Source organism: Pirellulaceae bacterium, from assembly GCA_029243025.1.
Classification (GTDB): Bacteria; Planctomycetota; Planctomycetia; order Pirellulales; family Pirellulaceae.
In genome coordinates, this window is record JAQWSU010000042.1 from 192077 (window position 1) to 216831 (window position 24755).

Consider the following 24755-nt stretch of genomic DNA (forward strand, 5'->3'; position numbering starts at 1 on the left):
TCTGAGGGAGTGATCGAGCGTGTCGGGATGGCAAGACAGCCGGCGAACGTTCCGGTTAGGGCTCAAAGACGGCTTTCTCGGTACGCCGGCAATGGGTTTCCTCTGGTTTTCACTGACATGTGTCCCAGGCCGACTGGGAATGTCGAACATCTTCGTTGAGGGGATCGGCGATTGCCAAGGCTGATTGAGTAGATTTGTATCAAATTGCACCCGTTTGGACGATCACCGATCTGTTTTGAGAGGAATCCGATTGCATCTCGTATTCGGGCAAGAGAGTTGCGCGTTTAGAATAACGAACCGAGTGGGTTGTGTGTTCCAGCGAATTAAAAATGCGAGGAGCGGTGTCTGAGTGGGTCATTTGGACGGTGAGAATCCTGATTTGGACCGTTTGGAGCGCATCGTTTCAGACTATCAACACGAGCTGGAGTCGGATAACGCTCCGAGTGTTGATGAGCTCGTACGGCAGCATCCTGAGCTAGCTGATCAGATTCGAGCACGTTTGTCGTCCACGATTTTCCCTCCTTCCGGGACAAAGGGGGGCGGTCAAAGCGACTTGACGGAGCGGTGGATGCCGAATCAGGAAGATTCTTCCGCATCAACATTTGTCTATCGAAGTGAGTCGGACTCCAAGTTGTCTTCTGAAGAGCCAGCGCCTTCCCTTTCTCCGTTGCGCCCTGGTGCTCAAGTGGGGCCGTATCGTCTGATTCGACAACTGGGACAAGGTGGCATGGGGGTTGTCCTTGATGCGGAACATCAAGCTTCGGGGCGGCGTGTCGCACTGAAATTGTTGTCTCCGAATTTACCCCGAACGCGTGAGACGATTGACCGTTTTTTAAATGAAGCGAATCTTGCCGCGGCGCTTTCGCACCCTCGTACGACTTTCGTCTATGAGGCCGGTGAAGTTGACGGACACTTTTTCATTGCCATGGAACGCATGCCAGGTCGCACGTTGCGAGATGAAGTTCAGGAGCGTGGCCAGTTACCGGTCCCCCAGGCAGTCGATTACGCGCTCGACGTTCTGGAGGGTTTGGAAGCCGCGCACAAAGCGGGTGTGATTCACCGAGATGTGAAGCCCTCGAACTGTTTTCTTGATGAAGAGGGCCGCGTTAAGATTGGTGATTTTGGTCTCTCGAAGTCATTGGTTGCCGATTCCGATCTGACCCGAACCGGCACTTTCTTGGGAACTCCGCAGTTTGCAGCTCCCGAGCAATTTCGCCGCGTTGATGTGGATCACCGAACTGATGAATTTGCAGTCGGAGCCACGTTGTATTTTTTGTTGGCAGGAAAGCCGCCATTTACCGGCGATGCCGCGGCGGTAATCGCGCAAATTGTGGCGGATGATCCTCCGGCCTTGAATTCTGTCAATTCTGCGGTGCCCAAATCACTCAGTCGCGTCATTCAGGGCGCCATGAAAAAGGATCCGGATCAGCGATATTGTGACGTGGCAGAGTTTCGACGCGCACTGCTGCCCTATTCAAGTCAAGGGAAGTCAATTGCGGATGTGGGACGGCGCGTGGCCGCGTTCTTTGTGGATGGTTTGCTGCTGAGCATCGTGGTGGCTGTCATCTCTGCTGCCCTGGCCACCTTTCAGTGGCTGAGCCGTTCGGCGTCTGATATCGGCATTTGGCAAGGGTTCATTGCAACCCTCGTTTGGATTCCGTATTTCACGGCTTGTGAAGGAATGTTCGGATGCTCGTTGGGAAAGTTTTGGTTTGGACTACGAGTGGTGGATGCCGAAGGCGAGCCTCCTGGGATTTGGCGCTCGTTGGTTCGCGCGTTGATTCTTCCCGGGGTCGCCTGGTTAGGCGTCGATTTACTTGAGAATCGATACGAAGAGCTGATGTTTCGAGCGGATGAAGCCGTTTTTGCAAGCATCAGCGTCTGGAATAGCGCAATCGTGCCGCAATTATTTTCCATCGCCAAGATCGGAGCCTGCTTGGTCGTTTGCAGCACGATGCGCGTCCGTAACGGTTTTCGAGGAATTCATGAATATGTGAGCAGTACTCGAGTGATACGTTTGTCTGCCGATGAGTTGTCAGCGATCCATCTCGCCTTGCCCCAAATGGCACCGGCCTTGGATAGCTCATTGCCAGAACGCCTTGGAACCTTTCATGTCTTGGGGCGACTGGGAGAATTCGCTGGCGTACCTGTGTTGGCTGCCCAAGATGAACGTTTGCAACGTCCCGCTTGGATTTGTCTCACTCAAACCGACCAAAAAGTTCCCAGATCTCGAATTCGTCTGGCACGTACTGCACGTCAACGCTGGCTCATGGAAGGTGAAGATGACGGCATCAAGTGGTACGCGTTGGAATCCGTCGATGGCATTTCCCTGACGGAGTATACGCGATTCGCAGATCTGCCTTGGGCGATAGGGCGAAAGGTATTTCTGGAGACATGCGAAGAGTTGGCATCCGCGAGCAAGGATGGAACCTTACCAAATAGCCTGGCAACGGATCAGTTATGGCTCAACAACAATGGTCACGTAAAACTACTTGATCAGCCATTGTTGGAAAGTAGGCGTGGTGGCGAATCGGAGGGTGTGCAGGCGGTTGTCTCGGCGGGACATCGCCTGGAGTCGACGGACAAGTCAAGTATTACTCGGTTCCTGAGTGCAGTCGCCCAATTGTGTATTCAAGATGAAGAAACGCCGGGCGTGGCATTGGATTTGGTGCGATCGCAGCATCGAAATCCAACTCAATCCATTGATGCTGTTGCCTCAGCGCTGCGGCGAATGGCCTTGCATCCGTATCGTTTTCGCTGGGATGACCGACTTGGCGTGTTGGCCATTTCGTCAGGGGTCGAGACCATTCTCTATGGGACAGTCGCGTTTGTGGTTGCCATGATGTTGGGAACTCAAACGAATCTTCCCATCGCATATTCCGTGGCAACAGGTACGGTGATCGGGTTGGTTTTTGCAGCTTCGATCGGTTACGGGTTACGTGGTGGACTTGCCTTTTGGTTGACGGGTACGGACGTGCGATCGAACTCACGTGCCCCGGCCTCCTCGGCACGCTGTGCTTGGAGGAATGTGGTGGCTTGGACTCCTGTGTTATCGTTTCAAGCAGTGTTGGGAATCTGGTTTATTTTTCTTTCTGGAATGGTCGCCGGCGTGGGAAACGTGCCGATGGAAACCCGCTTCACTTGGACGATGCTCAGTGCTTATTTGGGGGCGTTTGGGATCGTGCAAATTGTTGGCTTCGTGACAGCCATTTTGCAGCCCAGACGCGGTTTGCAGGATATTTTGGCAGGTACCTATTTGGTGCGACATTAAATCGGTCAAGTAAGGGAAGGCAAACTGGGTTTGCATGGGGGCCGCGTTTTATGAACAGCTCGATCCACACAACAGCTTCCGAATGGGGTGCTGTCGTCTGTCCGAACTGTGCTGCTCAACTGTTAGCACAAGCGGGAGTGGGAAGCTTGGTTTGTGCAAACTGTCACACTCAATTTCGATCGGACGGACGTTGGCCTCGCAGCCGGTTTAGCCGGAAGGCGATCATTAGTTGCGTGCTGGGCTTCCTGTCGTTTCTGCTGTTATTCCTGACCGGAATCCCGGCGTTGATCTTGGGCGTGTGCGCCCTCAGTGATATTCGACGGCAATCGAGTTCCGCAGCCTTGAAGGGACGCTGGCTTGCGATTATCGGCGCCACGTTGGGAGGGACTCTAAGTATTGTGATTTTTGTTGGCCCGATCGTCGTCGCTCGTCTTCAACGTGCGGCGATGGCGGAACAGGGGCGACAGGAAATCGGAGTGATGGTGCCCCAGGCACTCAGGGATACGATCGTCGCCATTTTGCCTCCTGGTGCGGAGTGGAAGTGGTTGCATCCGGTGGACGGTCTGGATCCAGAAGTTTCGGAGCCAGGTTTTCACGAACGATTCCACCGGCTCGACTACGATGATTCAACCTGGCAAACGGGCCGGGAATTAGAATGGCTGACAGGGTTTGGCTATGGAGCTCCTGTGGCGGTATCGATTGGTGAGCCGCCGGCTGGTGCCCGTAACACGGCCTATTTCCGTGCTCGCTTTGAAACCGATCGAGAATACCTGGGTTTGATTCTTACCTGTTATCGAGACGATGGTGTGATCGTCTATCTTGACGGGAAAGAAGTTGCCCGCAGCAATGTACCGGCTGATTCTGAAGATGCATATGACGCAATGGCTACGCACGCCATCACTTCCACGGCTGAAACGGCAAGAATGATCGTGAGAATACCTGGAGGATTGTCGCCCGGTGAACATGTGTTAGCCATTTCTCTTCACAATTCGTCGAACGAGAGTTCTGACCTTCGCCTAGGCAACCTCTGCCTCTATGGTACGCAATAGCATCATGTTGGCCCGGAACCTTGGGTGATCATTCGGTTTTTTGTTCGAGAGGGGCTACCAAACATGGCCTTCATACAAGATTCCGTTGGAGTTAGGCCCTTGGCGAGTTTGCGTCTCTTCGTTTGGCAGAGAAAAAAGACGGAAACCGGATCGGCCATGCGGACGCTGCCCCTTTTGCTTGGGCGAAGCGCGATGGGTTTGCATCGGCCGGTCTGCGGACTGGTGGCAGACGGCCTTGGTCGGGCTGACTTTGAAGGGTACGGTCAAGTACCGTGTGTCGGTCGAAGCGACTGTGGTCGTCAGTCGATATTGGATTCAGTCGTTCAGGCATCACTGACGATTTGATCGTAGAACTTGAGGTAATCGTCTTTGTCTTCGGTGGTTCGGAACTCCATTGCCGATCTGGGGTGAAGATTCAAAGATCCGGTGATGTTGTAGGGAACTAGCGCCCCCCATTCGACTGTATCTCGCAGTGGATCGATCTGATCCCGCAATAACTTAATCACCGGCCGGAGTGAGAATTTTGGGTTGCGGAGGAAGCCCAGCAACAGTTCCATCGGGCAGTTTCCTGCGCCTCGCCCCAGACCCATCATCGTTGCATCCGCTCGATTGGCTCCCAAAATGATCGCTTCTAGAGTGTTTGCGAAAGCGAGTTGCATGTTGTTGTGGGCATGAATCCCGATCTCTTTGCCGGTTCCCTCCATCGCCGCAAAGTACTTGCGGTAGAGCATGTCGATTTGTTCACGATAGAGGTGACCGAAACTATCGACGATTACCATTGTGCCCGCCGGTGTGGGTTTGATCGCCGACAGCACCGTGTCGATCTCACGCTCGGTGATATTCGAAACGGCCATGAGATTGGCCATTGTTTCGTAGCCCATCTCGTGGCAATGTTCGATCATTTGCACGGCTTCGGAAACCTGATGGGCGTAGAACGCCACGCGAACCATGTCAAGCACGCTTTGGTCACGCGGAATGATTTGGTCCTTCCAATCACTCTTTTCTGCGTCGGCCATCGCTGTGAGTTTCAAGCCGGTTTTCTCGGCGTCATGGTCGCCGACGATCCGACGCATGTCGTCTTCGTCGCAATGACGCCAAGCACCATAGTCGGCTTTGGAAAACACTCGGGGTGAATTCTTGTAGCCGATTTCCATGTAATCGATGCCGGCGGCGATGCACGTCTCGTAAACAGCCTTAACGACTTCATCGGTAAACTGATGGTTGTTGATCAGTCCGCCATCACGGATGGTGCAGTCAAGAACTTTCAGTTCCGGACGATAGGTAATCCAGGGTGCTTTATCGGCCATGTGGAAACTTTCGCTGCTAAGCGTCATCAAAACGGGGAATGGGCAAACGTATATCTATAGTTTTAGTTGCCTGGGCAAGCAACGGCGTCTAGGCCCAAACTGGCCAAAGTTTATCGCTTCGTGGACATTAATAACGTTCGTTCGCGTTTTGGGGTTTGCCGATCAATCTTTCGGGAGCGATTAAGCTGATTAATCATGCCGGACACTTCTCGCGATTGCCAAAGTATCAAGGTCAGGTCGGGTTGGCCGTTCGTCGGTACAATCGGCGATCAGATCAGCCCTTTTTCAGGCTGGATTTCGGCCTCGAGACGCGAAAAGGGCCATGTTTTGTCTGCAATCGACGCTGGCCTGACTCGCATTTCGTTGCTTGAGCTTGATGGTGAGGCAATCTTGCAACGGTTGAATTCGGTTCGCAGCTAACCAAAAGTCGCTGGTTGACTCAACTCGCCAGTTTGGCGGCGCCACTGTCCAGACGAAGACTCTCTGGGCTTGTTTCTGCGTCGGGTGTCCGACCCGTGACCGATACGGCATGGGGGAATCGAGGCGGCCGTTGCCAAATCACCATCTCGTTTGACCAGTGTCCGATTTTTCCACAGCCTTCACAACGACAGCAGGCCGAGTCCAACCATTCAACCTGGAAATGACGACAGATCACGATTCCTGGAAACATGCTCCACTCCTTTTGTGTCGGTTCGAAGACTCACTGATTCTTTCCCCAGTTTCGTCAGACGAGAGACACGTTTGGTCACCCCCAAGATTTTGTGGCTCAAATAAGACAGGATCTATATCTTGGGGCGAGAAGCTGGGGGGTGGGTAGCGACAGTCTCTCACCATGGCTTGCTGGCGGACCTCGGACCTCTTACGATGGCATCCTCCCAACCATCAATGATTCAGGGTGGCCGTTTTTACGGCGACGTTTAAGACGAGCTTGGGAACTCAAGATCGCTGATAAATTCAAAAGAGGAGATTGGATCGAATATGAGTGAGCCAAACGTTCGTGGGGTGGTCCATGTCATCGAAGATACGAAGACCTTTGGCCAAAAGGGATTTCGTAAACGACTGGTGGTGCTTGAACAGGACAAGGGGCGTTTCACAAATTACGTGCCCTTGGAATTTGTTCAGGAGGGATGTGATACGGTTGATGAACTGAAGGTTGGTGATGAGGTCGATGTGACCTACCGGTTGAACGGCCGCAAGTGGCAGCGAGACGAAAGTAGCGAAGTAAAGTATTTTCTTAACGCTGAGGCACTACAATTCAAAGTCGTCAAGAAAAAAGATGATAGCGGCTCCAAGCCGGTGCCCTCATCAGCGCAAATTGATGAAGACGATGAAGTTCCGTTCTAGCAGCGAAGAGTTGTCTCCCTAAAATTGCGGCGACCCGGACTGCGGATCGGTTGGAGCTTGGGGCAGCCTGCTAACCGCTGCCAGAGTTCCCGTGCGATGTCGCAGGATTGCGGCTGGTTTCTCGGTGCCGAACTGAGAGGTGACTGGCAGGAGCAGCGGGGGCAAGTCGTGAGTTAACGGAACGATTTGTTTTGCAACTTAGCTGTGAAGCACTGACCTGGCCTGATGTAAACCATCGATCGTTTCTCCTTCGCGAAACGCGCCCCAGCGACTGGTTTGCCAGTAGTTGCCGGAATTCACATCCAGGGCCGTGAGCCAGCCGTATCCGTGACAACAGGTGTCAATGCATTTGACATGCTCCAAGTCCAAAATCTCCCCATTGTGCTGTTCGGTGTGACCGACAATGGCGACCTTGCCTGATCGATGAGGCGTTGGAAAGGGTTCCTCGAGGAGTGACCAACGCAGCACGTGCCCGGGCATTTCCGCCAACGGAAGCTCCGGATCGTAGTTCGCGTGGGTAAAGATGTGCCCTTCAGTTTCGAAAAAGTCGCGAAACTCTCGAATGAATGCGATGTGATCCGAGGGAATGTCGGCGATCGTGCCTGCATAGCGGTAGGAATTGATCGTGTCGTATCCACCCAAATTTAACCAAGTCGACAGCAGCCCCGAGTCGTCGAATGCGTTCAGCAGCATCTCTTCGTGGTTGCCAAGAATCATCGTCAACTGGCACTGTTCGCGCAAGTTGAGCAAGGTGTCAAGCACGTTCCGCGTTTCTCGACCGCAATCAACCACATCACCCAGGCAGACAATCTGGTCGTGTAAAGTTGGCCGAATGACGTCAAGCAAGCTCTCCAGAGCGAATGAGCAGCCGTGAATGTCGCCGATGGCGATAATTCGTCCGTCCGGATGGTTGTTGGAAATTGCCACTTTTTTGCCGATTCGTAGGAGCTGCCTCGGAATGTGCAAGTGTGCGACAGCCCGTGTCAGGTTATTTGCTGAGTTTGGAAAGAAATATCACAGTCCTTGGCCGTGCCGCAGGTCGGGAGCGATTTGTCGATGTGAGTTTCTGTTCCTTGTATGCATCTTCATGCAAGTTTCCCTCATTCATCTTGTCGCATGAATCATGGTGGCTGCTAGCCGTTTCGTCGAACGTTCAATCGGCGGAGATCGTTTCTCCGTTGTTAACAATTCGAGATAGATCTGATAAACGGCTGGAAAAGTCGAAAATGGCGGGCAGGAACCGTTCGCAACCGTCCCATCGCGATGGATTCCCCGTCTCTCGAACGAGACTGACCTTGCGACTTGCCCAGGATTGTCAGTATAGCTCTGCGTCAATCGACCGGTATCAAAATATCTCGTTTCGTTGGGAAGGGAAATCAGAATGCTCCGAATAGGGTTCTTCACTATCTTGGTGAGCGCTGTCGTTACTCCAAGTCTGAACGCGGATCCGGCCCATCAAGAGGGTGGGGACCATTGCGCTGCGGCTGAATGTTCGGCCAAAACGTCGCTGCATCGTGGGGATCGCTTTCCCCTCGGATTGATGCCCTTAGCCACGGACTTGTCAGCGGGTTGTCCAGCGGGAAAGCGATGCGATAGATGCAACACGGATGGGGGTGCCAAATTCGCCAGCGAGATGATCCGAACCGCGTCGTGCGAGCATCAAGCTTGCCGCACCAACCAAACTGGCGATTGCCAAATTGGTAAGATCTCCCTGGGGACCGTTTCAAAAACGAAATCGAATCCGAAATCTTCGTCTTGCCAGTGTCAAAAATCACCGCCAGCTTCGGCTTGTGTTTGTGCGGGGCAATCGCCGGACCAACAAATTGCTTCATGTTCTGACCAACCTGCGGGATGTGAATCGGTCAATTGCACGCGTGAGCGTGTCGCTCGTTTTGCGAAATCGATCCTGGGTGAGCTTGCTGAATATCAACCCGCAAATGCCAGTGAGTTGTGGGTTAACTTAGCCCGGCGACAAACGCAACGTGACCCGAGCGAAAAAGTCGCAGTGGACGCGAGGTCGGTCGATCGGCGAGCCCTGGTCGTCTCTGTCGATCTGGCCCCAGGTCACGAAACGGTGGTACCCATCGTTGCGACTCAATCCGGGCATCTGCGTCGATCGCCGGAGTCGTTCGTTAGGCAGGTGCGAGGGGACGGCGAAGCTGTTTCGTGGCAAGCACGGAGCAAAAACGTGAGCGAGTCAGAAACCATGGAGTCAAAGTTGGCGTCCCTTTGGGCTGCAAATGTAACTCCTGAAACCTCTCAGCAGCAGGAACCGGTCGAAGTTCCAGGGCTTGGGACGCAAATGCCGGTCGTTATTGAGCGTCAAATTCGCTTCCGTGGGCCAGCCCCACCTTGTGCGAATAAAACTTGTGCGGATCAAAAATGTTGCAGCAAACCAGTATCAAGCGACTCGTTTTCGGTGGGAGAAGCCGTTTTCGCTCAGATGTGCCCTCCGGTACAGCCTCTGAAGAACGTGCGAGACGATCAAACGACGTTGTCTTCCATGAAACAGCCGTCGCCCGTGGCTGGAACCGAGACTTCTACTCAGCTTATGCAATTAGTTGCAGAAAATGCTCGACTTCGTGCCCAGTCAGAAGCGCGAGAGGAAATGGGCCGATTGAAAGATCGTTTTCAGCAGGCGATGCTCCAGCTTCGGCTGGAGAATGCCGAGCTTGTCACCCGTCAGGAGTTAGCGGTCGAACGTCAAGATTTGCTCGTTTTTGAAACCCATCTGGCGGTTGAAAACGCAAGATTGCAATCCCATGCCGAGCATGCGGCCCAACGCGAGGAGATGTTAAGTCGTTTTGCGGAAGCCGCTGTCGAGAAAGCTCAACTTGAAGCCTATTTTGAGTCGGCCCTGGAACGCGAGGAGATACGTGAGTCGTTGCGGGATGAGGTGATTGAAACGGCACGACTTGAGACGGCCGCGAAATCCGCAGAGGATCGAGACACTTGGGGCATAGAAATAATCGAAGGGCCGAAGGAAGAATTTGCGATCCAGAGCTACCTCGAGGAAATGGCGGTTGAATTGGAGCGTGAAAAAGCCGAAAAGACGCGCCTCGAGACCCGAGTTGCGGAATTGGAGCGGCTGATCCAAGAGGTTTCGTCCCGAAGCGACTCCGAGCATTTATTCAAGTGATGCCATGGATGATGTTGGTCAACGGTGGTCGTCAACGGTGGTCGTCGACCGTCCCGGTGAGAGTGACCTGATCGATGTGGGTGGTTGGCTTGCCCGGTCTTCTTCGGCCCGTGGAGCGACTGCAACGAGGCGACCGGTGCAAAACCGGTGCAAAACCGGCGCTGGACCGGCGCTGGACCGGCGCTGGACCGAGCGAACGAAGCCGAGCGATCACGCGTAGGTTTTCTACCCGTTTCCAGAAGGGTGCGAGCACCACGCTCCGATTTGTTTTGCTGGAGGTTCGTAGGGGATGAGAATTTTGTTGGATGGGGGCGGCGATTACGGGTTGTTTGTCAAATTAAAAGTGTTTTTTTTGAATCTGCTGCAACACAGGTTGTTTTTTTTGCAGTTCAGGTGATCACGGAGAGAAAAGTTGGGAAATTGGGAGGAATTTAACGTCAAAACTATTGATTGAGACTCCATAGCCAGTATATTGGGGGTTCGGGATCAGGTCGGTCCCGTAAGTATTCGTGAGTTTTCTCAAGCATTTGATAAATAATGGGCAGCTAGTGACGCGAAACTGTTGACTCGATCAAACTGAGTCGGCTTCAATTTAATTCGCTCAAATTCTTGGCCACGCTGGCGTGGCTGCCCTACCTATCCTTGGATCGCATTTTTCTTCTTGGGATAGTAGTGATCTGTTCGAATTCAATTCGTTGCGCCTCACGTTCGTCGATTCGACAGTTTCTGCGTTTGTTTTGATATCAACTGCGTTTTGACGTTTTTCTCGTGAGGTACGATCAATGAAGCTTTTAACATGTGCGCTGTTTGCGAGTTTGTACTTCGTGTGCCAAACTTCGCTCCTCACAGCGGGTATGATCGACATCACCCGTCCCGGTGATGCGATTCAGCTCGTAAGTGGTGTAAATCAAAGTGATGGGGCTGATGGGCCACCGCCGGCTGGCGAAGTGGTTTCCCATGCCATCGACGACATCGGTCAGAAGTACCTGAACTTCCTTGACCTGAACTCAGGTTTCTCCGTAACTCCAACCAACAATCAGCTCACCGTAACTGGTCTGCGTTTGTACACTGCGAATGATGCAGTGCCGCGTGACCCTGCAAGTTACCAATTGTTCGGTTCGATGGACACGATCGCGGGTCCTTGGAGTGCAATTTCTTCGGGTAACTTAGAACTTCCCGACGGCCGAAACGCCGGTGGCGGTGCTGTTGTTATTCCTCCGACAGGAAATCCAGCTGCCTTCCATCAAGAAATCCTTTTCGATAACGATATCGCTTGGGATCACTATCAACTCATCTTCCCAACCTTGAAGGATGCGGAAGCCGCCAACAGCATGCAGATCGCAGAAGTTGAACTTCTCACGGTACCCGAGCCGGCCACTGCCACGCTCGCTGCCTTTGCTCTGCTTGGCCTGATCGCCTACCGTCGACGTCGATAATACTTCGGCAGACACGTTGAATCGCAAAGAAAGCCGCTCACTAGAGCGGCTTTTTTTATTGGCTGGCAAACTGTCTCGAAATCTTTACAGTGAGAGAATTGCCGAACTGAATTGCCGAACTGAATTGCCTTTCGGCTCGGTCGATTCCCAACTCACTGTATTTGCCAAACAAGCTGGTATGTTGAGGGATTCATGCAAACCATCATTCTGTTCGCGATTGTTTCAGTTACTTCATTTCCCTCTGCGGACAGTCAATTTCAATCGCTGGCCGCATCTTACGTCCGGCAATTCCCGGCATTGAGTCCTGTCACCGCCACCGTGTTAGGGGATCATCGTTTTGACGGAAAGCTTGACGAGGTAAGCCCTGCCGCTCGTCAACGTGCGGTCGACCTCTATCGGGAATTTTTGATTCGACTGAACAAGATTGAGGTAGCTGAATTATCCCGACCGCATCAAGTTGACTTAGCGCTGCTTCGGCATGAACTACGGGCGAAGTTGTGGCGAATGGAGGAGCTCCAGGAATGGGCCTGGAATCCGTTGGTCTATACGGAATTGAGTGGTCGTGCGATCTATGGACTGATGGCGCGAGATTTTGCGCCCGTGCAAGAACGCTTGCTGAATGTGGTCTCGCGGTTAGAGCAGCTTCCGAGAATGTTGCAGCAGGTCGAAGGAACTTTGGACGCCCGTCGCGTCCCCCGCATTCATGCCGAGACGGCGATCAAGCAGAATCGTGGCGTACTGAGTACGATTAATAATCTTGTCGTTCCCCTGATCGACCGATTATCTGCCAAAGATGCTGTGCGGCTGAATCAAGCCATTGAATCCGCACGCAAGGCTGTGCATGCACATCAAGAGTGGCTTGAGTCGGAGCTGTTGCCAGATGCGAGTGGTGATTATCGATTAGGGGCCGTGCTTTACGATAAAAAACTGTCATTTGCGCTTCACACACCAATGACGAGGCAGCAGCTCCGAAAGCGGGCTGTTGCGGAATTGAGTCGTGTTCGCCGGGAAATGTACCAAATAGCGCAGCGGGCCTATCTTGATAAGTTTCCCTTCACGATCTTTCCCGCTGCGCCTTCAGAGGAATATCAGCAGGCGATGATTCGGGCTGCCTTGGAAATGGCGTATGTGGACCGTCCGAATGCCGAGGAGGTACTCGACACGGCGAAAGCATCATTGGCGTTGACGACCGAATTTGTGCGAAAAAAAGATCTGCTAACGATACCGCCTGATCCCCTCGAAATCATCGCGATGCCTGAATTTCAACGAGGCGTCTCATTCGCGTATTGTGATTCGCCGGGGCCCTTGGATGTGGGGCTGAAAACATTCTATGCGGTCTCGCCCATTCCCAAGGATTGGAATCCGCAGCAGATCGACTCATTCCTGCGAGAATACAATGTGAGATCGATTCATGACTTGACGGTGCATGAGGCGATGCCGGGCCACTTTGTGCAACTGGCGATTGCGAATCAGTATCCGGGTAAACTGCGATCCGTGCTTGCCTCTGGTACCTTTATTGAAGGGTGGGCCGTTTATGCCGAGCAGATGATGGCGGACGAAGGCTTGCTTGACGATGATCCGTTGATGAAGCTGATCGCCCGCAAATGGTATTTGCGGGGTATCGCGAATGCGATTCTCGATCAGTCGATTCACACAGATGGAATATCGCGTGATCAGGCGATGCGGTTGATGATGGAGGACACGTTTCAGGAAGAACGCGAGGCGGCGGCAAAATGGACGCGGGCACAACTTACCGCGGCGCAGCTGTCGACTTACTTCGTTGGTTATTTGGAGCATGCCGATTTGCGTCGTGAGATAGAGGCGAAACGGCAAGGTCAGTTTCAGATTAAGCAATACCACGATCAAGTTCTGTCTTATGGGTCTCCACCGGTCAAGTTCGTTCGCGCCTTGATGTTGGATCTTCCGATTTCTCAAGCTCCGGCGCGCATCGAAGAGGCCAATTGACGGTCTTGTCGAAAACGTTGATCGTGGTTCGCTAGTAGGTGGAATGCCACGCGATTTATTGATGAGCAGGCCGAGTCTGATGGTGTTTGCGAAACGGTGGGGCCTCTAGTCATCACCGCCTTGGTACCCCTTTTCAGCCCAAATGAGGCTGCCAACGAGGGTGAAACAGAGCGAGGGTGAAACACAATGCTGCGATCAAGAGGGTTGCGCCATTTGGTTCTGGCACCTGTTGGGTCGCAGGCGTTGGTTGATAGGCTCCGTATTGAAAAGCATAGACGAAATCCCCTGAGTTGAATTCCGCATCTCCGGTCCAATCACCGTCTCTCCAAGTGGAGTTTTCGAGCTGGCCGTCTTCGTATTCTCCGGTTTGGAATGAGATGACGAAGTCTTGTGAGTCAAAACGGTGGTCAAAATTCGAGTCGCCCGGGACGGTGCCAAGTATCGTCATTAGATCACGGTGATCAACAGAATCTAACCGACCGTCCCGGTTGACATCATAAAACCAATCGGATGACTGATTGCGAATTGCCACGCCAATACGATCTAAGTCGTTCGGTCCGAGTAAGCCATCTTCATTCTTGTCGGCGGGAAGAGGGAAGTGGGGGATGACGCTGTAGCCGATATCTCGCAGCGATTGGACTGTCGTATTGCTGAGAAACGGTGCACCATAATCCGGATCAATGGCACCGCTCATCAAGTCTTGGCCAAAATCTCGTCCCCGCGAGTCAACGATTCCGGTTAAAGGTGACAACGACCAGGGGTCTGTGGGATCGCCTTCTACCGAGGAACGCAGCAGCTGATCCCAGTGTCCACCGGCTGTTTTTGCATCGCCCGCAAGTTCGACAGGAATGTGGGTTGCGTCAGGAGCGAACTCCGTTCGGTAGGCCTGCAATCCGTACTGCCCGGTGTAGCGCCCGCTCTGGCTACGGTAGATCTGGTTGGCGTCCCAGAGTGAGCCAATTCCCAACGCGTGACCGACTTCGTGTGAGATGAGCTCATCCAATAAATTAATTCCAGCCGCAGTTTCGATGCCAAATCCGTTGGTAGCGGATTCCACCCATGCTGGGTTGATTTTCACCCATCCTGAAGTTGCTACCGTCAGCTTACCGCTTTTGAATGTGCTGGCAGGACCGCCAAGAGCGAGGGAACTGTCAGTGGTGCCGATCTGGATTTCAAAAGTGGTCGATTCATTTCCCTCTTGACCCAGGATCAAACTCTCCCAGAGCTTCTCAACTTTGACGACCGCTGTGTCGAGTAATGCTCGAGCAGATTCCTCAAATGGGTCCGTCGGGTCGTACGAGAAGATAAGATCAAAGTTCGCTTGGGTAGAAGAGCTGATGGTGAACAGGAGAGCCAAGGCGAAAAGGGCGGTTTTGCGGCCGATTCCTTTGAAAGGAAAGGGTTCCTGACGGTACTGCTTCGGGGTGGTTTGAGCCCCCTGCTCTGTGCCCTGTTGAACGTCTTTTGGCCGCTCAGCAGGTGGCGGCTGGGCAATGATTGCATGTCGAGGGCAGTGGGAGAGATTGGTCACTTTCCGGTTTCCTGCTTGGTTTTCCTTGCGGTAATCGTCAAACTAGAGCCAGTTGTGTGTCACGATTGGGGACCAAAAAAAGGAGTTTTAGAATGCATCTTACCAGCCGTCTGCTTTTTGGTTCTTTGTTGGCGCTCGCGATGATGATTGGTTCGCGTGTTGCGATCGCCTCGCCCTTCCACCAGCTTAACATGAAGCGGGGCATTGTTGCTCTGATTGATTTGCCAGCCGGCGGCGTCAACGCCGTGCACGATCTCTTGGCCAAGACCGAGCTGATTCTCTATTTTCAGTCGAATGATTCGCGGCAAGTCATGGCGGTGCGGAGCAGCGCAGATGATAAAGGGTTGCTCGGAGACAGAATCTTTGTTGCATTCGAAACAACGCCGACTATCCATCTGGCGGACAATATTGCCGACCTGCTCTACGTCTCGGAAACTGCGGCTCAGCGTTTGTCGGATGACGAATTGTTACGAGTAATTCATCCGAACGCGGATATTCACGATGGTGAACGTATCCTGACAAAGCCGGTGCCTTTGGGGGTCGATGACTGGTCGCATCCGTATCACGGTCCTGATAACAATCCAAACTCTACCGATCAATTGGTGAAAGGGGAATTGCGCACGCAATTTCTTGGTTTTCCAAAATTCAGTCCGATGCCTGAACAAACGGTTATCGCGGGGGGGCGGATGTACAAGGCGATGGGACACATCGCTCATAAGGCGAATCAAAATAAGTCGCTGAATACGTTACTTTGTATTAACGCTTATAACGGCACAATTCTTTGGCGACGAGCGTTACCTGAAGGTTTTATGATCCATCGAAACACGATGGTTGCAACCGAAGATGCGTTGTATTTGGGCGATAACGAATCATGCAAGGTAATTGACGGTGAAACGGGAGATTTGCGAAATGAATATGTGATCGGTCCCGAGCAGGCAGACGGTCCTGTTTGGAAATGGATGGCGATCCGGAATGGTGTCTTGTTTGGTTTAGTGGGCAACGAAGAAGTAAAAGTTGATACGAAAAAATCTGCGAGGAGAGGGTTGGGGCATTGGCCATGGGGGATGTGGGATGGGCATGACTACGAGAACCTAAAGACCGCGTTTGGCTTTGGGCGAACCCTGGTGGCGATCGACTTGAATACGGGAAAAGTCCGTTGGCAAAAAAATCATGCTGAATTTATCGACGCTCGGTCCGTTTGCATGTCCAGTCAACAGATTTATTATTATTGCCCTACTCGTTTTTTGGGAGCACTGGCGGTCGAGACTGGTGATACGTTGTGGCGAAACAAAGACAAGAGTCTTTTGGATGCAATTGGTGTCGACGGACGAGCTCAGCATTACATCACGGGCTACGCAACGACGTGTTACGTGAAGTGCAATGATCGGTATTTGTTCTTTGCGGGTCCTCAGCGTGAACGAATGGTGGTTGCGTCCACAGACGATGGGAGCCTCAAGTGGACCTACCCGGTAGGCAACCTGCAACTCGTGTTACGAGATGACGGCGTGTGGGCTGCGGGGCCTGAGAAAACAAATAGTGGCTTTCGGTTTGATTATGACACCGGCGAGGTGTTGGCGAAGTTTCCAGCAAGACGTGCTTGTACGCGAGCGACGGGTTGCGTCGACAGTATTTTTTATCGTGCCAGCGGCGGTACCGTCCGCGTGTTTACTGAGGAAAATCGGGCTCAACACATCGATCCAATGAGACCGCCCTGCCAAGATGGTGTACTTGTTTCGAACGGCATGTTGTATTGGGGGCCATGGATGTGTGGCTGTCAGTTGTCGCTGTACGGTAACATTGGGCTTGCAGCCGCCGGCAACCTTGGGAAGCCCGAAACGAGTGGCTCTCTCTATGCGGATGCCTTAGTCGCCAGTGGTGACGTCGAGAGCCTCACGAGACAAGTTGAACCTCTTGCTTCTCAACGATATGATTGGCCCACCTTGCAAGGCGATAATGCGAGGTCGAATCGAACGACGATCGCAGTGCCAAAAAGCGTAACAACAAGCTTTCAAGCGAAGTGTTCCTCAGGGCATCTTCCCACTGCTCCCGTTGTTGCGGGCGGATTGGTCTTCATAGCGGATCGATCGGGAACCGTTCGAGCTTTCGATCTCCAGGGCAATGAAGTGTGGAAGACTTACGTTGCTGGAGCCGTCTATTTTCCGCCAGCAATCGATCATGATCGATTGTATTTGGGCTCTGCGGATGGTCGTGTCTACGCTTTCGAAGCCAAGACAGGGCGCCAGTTATGGTCGTTCCGTGTTGCACCTGCTGATCATTGGATTGCGGTTTACGGTAAATTGATTTCTCGTTGGCCCGTGTCGGGGGGAGTTGTCGTGCAGGACGGTGTTGTTTACGCAGCGGCTGGTATCGCGCATTACGACGGCACCTATCTTGTTGCTGTCGATGCCATGACAGGCCGTTTGAAGGCGGCAAATATCTCTTCTGGTTCGGTTCAGCAAGAGGTGAACAATGGTATTAGTTTGCAGGGTGAATTGACGATCGTCGACGGTGAGCTGAGGTTCCTGGCCGGTGGTGTTTATGAAACAGCTCGCTACGATCTCGGCACGCTGGCATGTTTGAATTCTCCTCAGAAACAGGTTCACTCACAGTTTCGCACGGCGTTCTATCCGTATTATCCCAGTTACGGGAAATTCGTTTCGCTTGATGTGATGTGCCAGGATGGCTGCTCATTAACTCACGATGCGAGTTACGAGGGAAGTCAGTTCAGTAATTTAACGCTGCAAGAACCGCTTCCGCCCGGTGTCAACAAGCCGCGCAAAGAGGCAGCTCGCTGGATTCGAAACCGTGGGGGCCAACCTCCCAAAACGATCTGGCGCGATCAGGCGAATCGTCGATTCACTAGCTTTATCGTCTCGAATCAGCAGTTGCTCGCGACCGGCCACTCAGAAGCACATCCGGATCAACCATTCTTGGTGGCCATCGATATTGAGGACGGCAGCGATATTTGGTTGGTGCCTCTGCCGGCAGAGGCCGTCAAGGGCGGGACGGCCATCGATCAAGATGGACGCATTTTTGTCGCAACCGAAGACGGCACCTTGATTCACTTTTCGCCGGAGTCCTGATCGGTCACGCGGTGAATCATTCTCCCAATGCCCAGGACATGAACTGTTAGTCGTCGGTTGGCGGGGCCTGGTCATCAATCGGGCCCTCGAAACCGACCCGCTTGATCCGTTCCGCCCACTGATTTCTTGCGAGTTTCCGCATGTCGTCGATCGCATCGGATTCGTCGACGATTTCGAATCCGATCAAGGTTTCAACGACATCCTCGAGTGTGACAACGCCTTCCATGCCGCCGTGGTCATCCACAACCAGCAAGATGTGACAGCGATGGTCAAGCATGTCATCCAGTACTCGACTGAGTCGGGTTCGTTCATGAACGACACGTAGGTCGCGTTTTAGATCACGAAGCTTTGCTTGGCCGTCATGCTGATAGTGATTCAAAAGGATGTCAGCCTTTAAGACGAATCCGGTGATCTCATCACGGTTGGACGCGAAGATCGGAATGCGAGCAAAACGAAGCTCGGATTCTGATTTTAAGACTTCTGTGACGCTTAGGTCTTGTTGGAGAGTGAAGACAACGGTGCGAGGTGTCATGATGTCTTCGGCACAGAGTTCCGGAAAGCGAAATAAATTGGTGAGAATGCGTGATTCGGTGGGGTGTAGTTTGCCGGCTTCCGCTCCCAGATCAACCATCGCAGTGAACTCGTCGCGACTAAACCCATGCGGGTCTTTGCCTCGGGCGAGTAGCTTCGTCAGGAGTTCCGATACGACAATAAGGGGGTAGAGACCCCAGATTAGAAACTGGACGAAACGGCCCGTCACGGGAGCGAGCCTACGCCAATAAATCGCCCCAATTGTCTTGGGGATGATTTCTGAGAGGAACAGGATCAAGAGAGTGAGGATTGCCATCGCGACGCCCACGTACTTCTCGCCGTAATAAGCTGCTGCTTCGGCGCCTGCACCGCCCGCGCCGACCGTATGGGCAATTGTATTTAAGGTCAGGATGGCTGCTAAAGAACGATCGATGTTTGACTTCAGCTTTTCCAGGAGTGCGGCATTCTTTTCACCGTCTGAGTTGCGGAGATTTGCGATATACGATGGTGAAACACTAAGCATCACCGCTTCGGCGACGGAACAGAGAAACGAGAAGGCCAAGGCAACGACGGCGTAAACCACCATCATTGTGAAATGTTGGGGCTGACCAATTTCCCCCTCAGCGGCTTGAACGGGACCGATCGCCAACACGGGGGATGACAGGGTGATCAAAATTACTGCTAAGCAAACAGCTGTTCCACACCAGATTGCACGTCGTGTCATTGTCTCACCAAATGAAATTAGTTTGCGAAACGGTGTCACTCCCTGGACAGCTGAGATGAAAAACCTGTCCCAGCGACTACGATCATAGTCGAAAGGCTGGTCAACGTGCAGACCGAGATCGAGTTCTTGGCGGGAGTTCCGGATTGAGATTCGACACTGCTTGGGACGCGTCAAAAGCAATTTGGAAGAGATCGATTGCCGAGTCACGGACTGGCGATCTGATCAATTTCTTGCAGCAGAACAGGTCTGGGAGTCGATCGCACGGGAACCGTCGCTCGGGTCGGTCCACGTAATGGCCAGATCGTGGTGATTGGGGACGAGTAGAATGGATTTCGCTGATTCGAAGCTGGGGCCATCATGTCCGGCGAAGTCTACGCTCCAAACAGTCGATTGGAACGTTCAATCAGTTATCGAATAGCTGTTTTCTCGATGCATGACCATGCACGTGTTTTAGCTTCGTCAGCCACCGCACGCTGCTGTTGCGAATCGTGAGTCTTCCGTCATGGAAGAAGGGGAAAAGAAATTGGGCGAAATACAGCCAGTAAATGCCAGCAGTGATGCCAGTAGTAACGCGCAGGCATATCGGCGAACGTTTGCTGATTCCATCATGTCTAGCTAACCTCCGATTCGGTGGGTCCGTTTGGGTCCGACTGCATGCAAGTCACTGAAGTCACGACGGCTGCTGTTACGTTGTTTCGAGTCGTTACCTGATTGTTGTTCTTATCGGACATCGACATGCACTGCTGTGTAAGAGTTCAATCAGAAGCCGGAAAAAATTGAAATGAATATCGGCTGGCTGTTAAAGAGCGCAGCTCACGGTGTTGCGGGGTTTCTCGTTGCTTGGCGAGGCACGAGGAGATAGCTTGTCCAGTTGTTGAGCAGCCAGCTTGATGTAGGAAGCATGGTCGTTGCTGGAAGCTTTGTGCTGGAGTGGGAGCAGTTGCCGACAACCGATCGATGCAGGCGTTCGGTGGCCAATCCGCGGTGAGAACTGTTGCGCTGTTTCCGGCGCAGCATGAAAGGGGTGCGAGCTAGGTTAACGCTCGTTTATCGGCGGCGAAAGCCAATGCAGAGTAACAGGCCGCAGATTAATAGCGCACTCGACGCGGGTTCAGGTGCCATGGCCGTAGCCGCAGCGCGAGGCCCTTGCTCAAATCCATTGGCTTGGAACGCGGTGACGAAATCGGCACTGTCGAATTCTCCATCGCCGTTCCAATCACCCGACTCCCAAGTTGAATTATCTGCAATGCCATCCTCGTATTCAACTTTGGTAAATACGAAAACAAAGTCGCTGCTATTAAACTCACCGTCGAGATTCGAATCACCGAAGTAGGTGAATTTCAGGTCATTTACCCAGATTTTGCGGTCCGCGTCATTTACGAGTTCATCCTGATTCAGATCGTAAGCGATGTCATTGGTGCCTTGACGCACCTGACCGGAGAGCAGGTTAATGTCGATGGCGTCGAGAACTCCATTCTCGTTGAAGTCGCCGGGGATGTTTCCGCTTTGTATGACGCCTAGCTGCACTTCTTCATCGGTATAGGTTACTTCCCAATCGAGACCTGGAGTCAGTCTCGCCAAAGAATGATCGACCGATTTAAAGGGGCCGATGATTTCGCCTAATTCAAGCGCGACGGCGTGCTCTACTGGCTCGTATCCTGCTGCCTCGATCATTTCATTGATCGCGTCGAAATCGTCATCCAATTCGACACCGGCCTGGATCAAGGTCGACTTATCGCCTGCGTTAGGCGCATATCCATCTAGTTCAATGCGAAGCGTACCGTTGCTGATGTCGGCATCTCCAGAGAGTCGAATCGGCGTGATTGCTGGCCCCTTGATCTGGGTTATCAAACTCGAATTGCTGCTCACCTCCGATTCGTTCATAACTAAGTCGCCTGTGGCAACGATGATACTTTCGTCACCGATGACACGTAGTTCTGTGGCTTGGCCAGTTCCCGGCGATGAATTAGCTCCCCTTCCGATATAGATGTTGCTTGTCTCACGACCGCTCGTCGACATGATGGCAGCTGAGATGTTGACTGCGCCCCCGCCTCGGCGATTTCCAATCGCAAGGTGACCGGAAGTTTGTACGAATCCGCCGTTGAGATTCAAGGTGCCGGTGCGAGGGCCAGCTATTCCAGCCGCATCGTCACCGCTACCGATCTCAATGTCCCCAAAGTCTTGATCGAACAGGCTGCCCGTTTGGTTCCAAAATTCCAGTTCCGTATTTACCGATGACCGTGTAACCCGCTCGCAGTTCACCTGCCGAGAAATTGAGGGTACGGGTGCCTTCTCGTCCCAATTGGAAATCGTCGCCCGATTTAATGAACGCTTCTATTCCATCAATGGTCATTTCTCCGATCCCATCTGGGCGCCATCCTACATGAATGCTGTCGTTGCCGATTTCGAAAGTTCCATTGCTGATCCGCGCTGAGCCGGTGCTGTTGTCACCGATGAAGGCGCCGCCGGCTGTGAAGAAACCACTCGATTGTTCGAAGACGCCTGAACCGCCATTTCGATCCAGTCGAAGTGTAAGTACGTCTGCATCGTCTGCGATTTTTGCCGTTCCTCCGTTGTTGATCAGCGCCTCGTCGCTCGTTTCAGGGACATCGTCACTCCAATTGTTGGCGTCGAGAAAGTCACCTGTTTCACCTGTCCACTCAACCGCTTGTGCAGAAAGTGACCCAAGCAAAATCGTAAGTAGGAGGGGCAGTAAAGAGCGCGTAACATCGAAAAGACTCCCTGTGCCGAATCAATCAATGGAGAAAGACGTGCGGTCAGTCTATCCCTATTTCGTTAATCGGCAAGTCGGATAATATCGACTCGAGGGGAATGGTCAGAATGGTTCGCAGTAACGCTTCACCATTACTTCACGCCAGTGGCGTGAAGGGAGAGACCGGCTTTAATTAGCTGTTTTTATCGAAAGTATTTGGTTGTCAGCAAGGCCTCTTTGCGCAGCTGGGAAGAACGAATTCGATAGGTTTGACGGGACCTGCGCCATGCCAATCGCGAGCCTAACGGTTTCGACGGAACCAGAACATGATTGCGATGACGAAAAGATTCCCGATCGTGAGGGTGCTCGGCTCTGGCACCGTTGCATAGATGCGGTCGATTGTGTAATCGCCATTTTCTTGGCCGAGTAATTTGACTTTGATTCCGTCGATTGAGGTGGCGTCCACAGTGAAATCTGAGAGCTGGAAGCTTAGCGTTTCTGGACCATCCGAGAGGGTTTGAAGGGTTTCAGCGTAGTCGCCATTGGTTTCCCAGAGACCGATTCGGATCTCCGCGTTTGAGTCTGCACCGGTGAAATCGACATTGATGACTTGATTGGTGCCGCCGTCTGTGAGATCGATCCCTCCTAAGCCTGCATTTTCCGCCCCCCAATAAATGAGCTCAAGTTGCCCCGTGCTTTGTGAGGTTGAAGAAAATGCAAGTATATTCGGGATGGGATTGATGTTCGCTTGAACAGAAAGGTATTCAGAGAGTAGCTCGACTTCGGCGCTACGGAAACCACCGATTGCTGACGGAGTTGCCTGTAGTTCTAAGGACGCAACTCGGGAGGTGTTGGTGGCTTCCAAGGCAACCGTGCCAAGTCCGAAGTTGTCTACGTTGATCACGGAAGCGCTGGCGAGTGGTGCCGAAAGGCTGGCAGTGATTAGCCAGAAGAAGATTGGGTTTGTGGGTCGTTTCACGATTACCGCTCCAGGGCGTCGCATTGAAGGGGCTAGTTTGTCTGAGGAGATCTAGGGAGTTCCTTGTTTGGAACATTCACACTAAGCTCGATGGTCCGTTGGCTCAAAGGATTCCTGCTGCGAAAAGAGTTCCTTTTTTGGCTAGCGCCGGCAAAGGATGATTACTCGTTTCTTTTATGAAAAAAGGTCCACCGTAAACGACGGACCACTGTGTTGTAAACGCACCGTTCGGTAGGACTAGGTCACACCGTTTCGACGGATGAAAAGCGCTACTCCCACTCCAAATGCACTCCAGATCATGAGGGTGGTCGGTTCTGGGACGGTCGCGTAGATGCTGTTGATCGTATAGTCGCCCTCTTCTTGGCCAAGGATATTCACCTCAATTGCCTTGATCGAAGTCAGGTCGATTCCTTGGTTCGAGAGATTCAAAAACGGGAAGCTAACGAGCCCTGGTCCACCTGGGAGGGTTTGGCTAGTTGCGATGTAGCTGTCGAACGTGTCCCAGAGGGCCAGCTGAATCTCCGCGCCAAGGTCAGCTGCGGCGAAGTTGACGGTAATTTGCCGGTTTGTTCCTCCGTCGGTTAAATCAACCCCGTTCAGGCCTGAGTGATCTATTCCTGCATAGACTAATGCGAAAACTCCAGTACTTTGTGACCCGGAGGAGAAAGCGATGGCGTTTGGGATCGGATTGCTGTTTGCTTGAGCGGAAAGATAGTCACTGCTTAATATCACTGCCGTATCCCGATAGCCGCCAATCGCAGAAGTAGTTGGTTGATTCAACAGTTGGACGTTGGGCGTGGAATTTGTGGCTTCCAATGCGATCGTGCCGTCTTCAAAACTGTCAATGACAATGAGCGAGCCATGGGCCGATGGGAGAGCCAAGGCGATTGTTGCGAGGCAAAAATAGGTTATCGGGGCGATTCGAATCACGGGGTTAGTTCCAAGATTTTTGCTTTTAGGTGTTGGTGACGAAATCACTGGCAATGTGTTTTGACGAAAACTTTAAATCGAATTCGAAAATCGATTCGCAAAGAAATTGTCAAACCAGGTTTAACTTTCGTTTTGCTGCATGCCGGTGCAAACAGCATTCGGCTATTGATCACAAAAAAAGGTCCGTCGCAAGCGACGGACCTACTTCTTGAGATAATCGTTTGAGTTCAAACTAGCTGGCTCGATTTCGACGAACGTAGAAAGCCATGCCGACGGCCATAAGACTCCAAATCATTATCGTGGACGGCTCAGGAATTGCTGCGTAGATAGCGTCGATTACATAGTCGCCTTCGGGATCACCATGGACCACTACGGCGATTGCGTCGATTGATGTGGTATCAACACCGGTGAAATCCGATAGCTTAAACCCTACGAGTCCTGGGTCTTCCGTGAGTTCTATTTGCCCGATAAAGAAGTTTCCGTCGGTGTCCCTCAATTCTACGGATAATTCAGCACCGTGGTCCGCCGAAATGAAGTCGACCAAAATTTGCTTGTTCGAACCAGCGTCTGTAAGGTCAACGCCTCCCAGACCTCCGAATTCAAAGCCGTCATAAATGAGCTCGAACACACCGGTGCTTGCTGAAGCGGAGGAGAACGCAATAACGCCCGGGATCGGATTGGCTTGAGCCCGTGCTGAGAGGAATTCACTCACCAATTGAACGCCTGTGTCTCGGAAACCACCAATCGCGGATG

Annotated in this window: 17 protein-coding genes; 7 read left to right on the plus strand and 10 right to left on the minus strand. The window is 52.6% G+C overall.

Going from position 1 to position 24755, the window contains the following annotated elements; genetic code table 11:
• Positions 1 to 349: 349 nt before the first annotated feature.
• Complete coding sequence (locus P8N76_18725; GenBank protein ID MDG2383714.1) at positions 350 to 3271, plus strand: protein kinase; 2922 nt, start codon at positions 350 to 352, stop codon at positions 3269 to 3271.
• Between the two features lie 50 nt (positions 3272 to 3321).
• The gene (locus tag P8N76_18730) at positions 3322 to 4320 is read left to right on the plus strand and encodes a hypothetical protein (GenBank protein MDG2383715.1); all 999 of its coding nucleotides are present in this window, start codon (positions 3322 to 3324) and stop codon (positions 4318 to 4320) included.
• A gap of 323 nt (positions 4321 to 4643) precedes the next feature.
• On the opposite strand, the gene P8N76_18735 is transcribed toward P8N76_18730, so the two are convergent.
• The gene (locus tag P8N76_18735; protein MDG2383716.1) at positions 4644 to 5627 is read right to left on the minus strand and encodes an aldolase catalytic domain-containing protein; all 984 of its coding nucleotides are present in this window, start codon (positions 5625 to 5627) and stop codon (positions 4644 to 4646) included.
• Between the two features lie 439 nt (positions 5628 to 6066).
• The gene (locus P8N76_18740; GenBank protein MDG2383717.1) at positions 6067 to 6297 is read right to left on the minus strand and encodes a hypothetical protein; all 231 of its coding nucleotides are present in this window, start codon (positions 6295 to 6297) and stop codon (positions 6067 to 6069) included.
• 308 nt (positions 6298 to 6605) lie between these two features.
• On the opposite strand from P8N76_18740, the gene P8N76_18745 reads away from it, so the two are divergent.
• Positions 6606 to 6971: a DUF3127 domain-containing protein gene (locus P8N76_18745; protein ID MDG2383718.1), complete on the plus strand. Its 366-nt coding sequence runs from the start codon at positions 6606 to 6608 to the stop codon at positions 6969 to 6971.
• A gap of 198 nt (positions 6972 to 7169) precedes the next feature.
• On the opposite strand, the gene P8N76_18750 is transcribed toward P8N76_18745, so the two are convergent.
• Positions 7170 to 7898: a metallophosphoesterase gene (locus P8N76_18750; GenBank protein MDG2383719.1), complete on the minus strand. Its 729-nt coding sequence runs from the start codon at positions 7896 to 7898 to the stop codon at positions 7170 to 7172.
• Between the two features lie 1261 nt (positions 7899 to 9159).
• Here P8N76_18750 and P8N76_18755 point away from each other — a divergent pair.
• The 3 genes from P8N76_18755 (at position 9160) to P8N76_18765 (ending at position 13511) form a co-directional block, all read left to right on the plus strand.
• A complete protein-coding gene (locus tag P8N76_18755) occupies positions 9160 to 10110 on the plus strand; it encodes a hypothetical protein (GenBank protein ID MDG2383720.1) in 951 nt (316 codons plus the stop codon).
• A 782-nt stretch (positions 10111 to 10892) separates the two neighbouring features.
• On the plus strand, positions 10893 to 11546 hold the full coding sequence (locus P8N76_18760; GenBank protein MDG2383721.1) for a PEP-CTERM sorting domain-containing protein: 654 nt from the start codon (positions 10893 to 10895) through the stop codon (positions 11544 to 11546).
• A 192-nt stretch (positions 11547 to 11738) separates the two neighbouring features.
• Complete coding sequence (locus tag P8N76_18765) at positions 11739 to 13511, plus strand: DUF885 domain-containing protein (GenBank protein ID MDG2383722.1); 1773 nt, start codon at positions 11739 to 11741, stop codon at positions 13509 to 13511.
• 133 nt (positions 13512 to 13644) lie between these two features.
• On the opposite strand, the gene P8N76_18770 is transcribed toward P8N76_18765, so the two are convergent.
• Positions 13645 to 15042 (minus strand): hypothetical protein, encoded by a 1398-nt coding sequence (locus P8N76_18770; GenBank protein MDG2383723.1) that lies wholly within the window; start codon positions 15040 to 15042, stop codon positions 13645 to 13647.
• A 92-nt stretch (positions 15043 to 15134) separates the two neighbouring features.
• Here P8N76_18770 and P8N76_18775 point away from each other — a divergent pair, with 92 nt between their 5' ends.
• Positions 15135 to 18125 (plus strand): PQQ-binding-like beta-propeller repeat protein, encoded by a 2991-nt coding sequence (locus P8N76_18775; protein MDG2383724.1) that lies wholly within the window; start codon positions 15135 to 15137, stop codon positions 18123 to 18125.
• A gap of 46 nt (positions 18126 to 18171) precedes the next feature.
• Here the strand turns inward: P8N76_18775 and P8N76_18780 are convergent, their stop codons facing one another.
• The 6 genes from P8N76_18780 to P8N76_18805 all read right to left on the minus strand — a co-directional run.
• On the minus strand, positions 18172 to 19380 hold the full coding sequence (locus P8N76_18780) for a CNNM domain-containing protein (protein MDG2383725.1): 1209 nt from the start codon (positions 19378 to 19380) through the stop codon (positions 18172 to 18174).
• A gap of 1047 nt (positions 19381 to 20427) precedes the next feature.
• Positions 20428 to 21642 (minus strand): hypothetical protein, encoded by a 1215-nt coding sequence (locus tag P8N76_18785; GenBank protein MDG2383726.1) that lies wholly within the window; start codon positions 21640 to 21642, stop codon positions 20428 to 20430.
• Entirely contained in the window at positions 21545 to 22072 is a 528-nt protein-coding gene (locus P8N76_18790) for a hypothetical protein (GenBank protein MDG2383727.1), read from the minus strand. Before P8N76_18790 ends, P8N76_18785 begins: the two co-directional genes overlap by 98 nt.
• A 322-nt stretch (positions 22073 to 22394) precedes the next feature.
• Positions 22395 to 23072, minus strand: a complete 678-nt coding sequence (locus P8N76_18795) for a hypothetical protein (protein MDG2383728.1) — start codon at positions 23070 to 23072, stop codon at positions 22395 to 22397.
• 237 nt (positions 23073 to 23309) lie between these two features.
• Positions 23310 to 24002, minus strand: a complete 693-nt coding sequence (locus tag P8N76_18800) for a hypothetical protein (GenBank protein MDG2383729.1) — start codon at positions 24000 to 24002, stop codon at positions 23310 to 23312.
• A gap of 232 nt (positions 24003 to 24234) precedes the next feature.
• Positions 24235 to 24755, minus strand: a 521-nt coding sequence (locus tag P8N76_18805) for a hypothetical protein (GenBank protein ID MDG2383730.1), incomplete at its 5' end; no start/stop codon positions are given.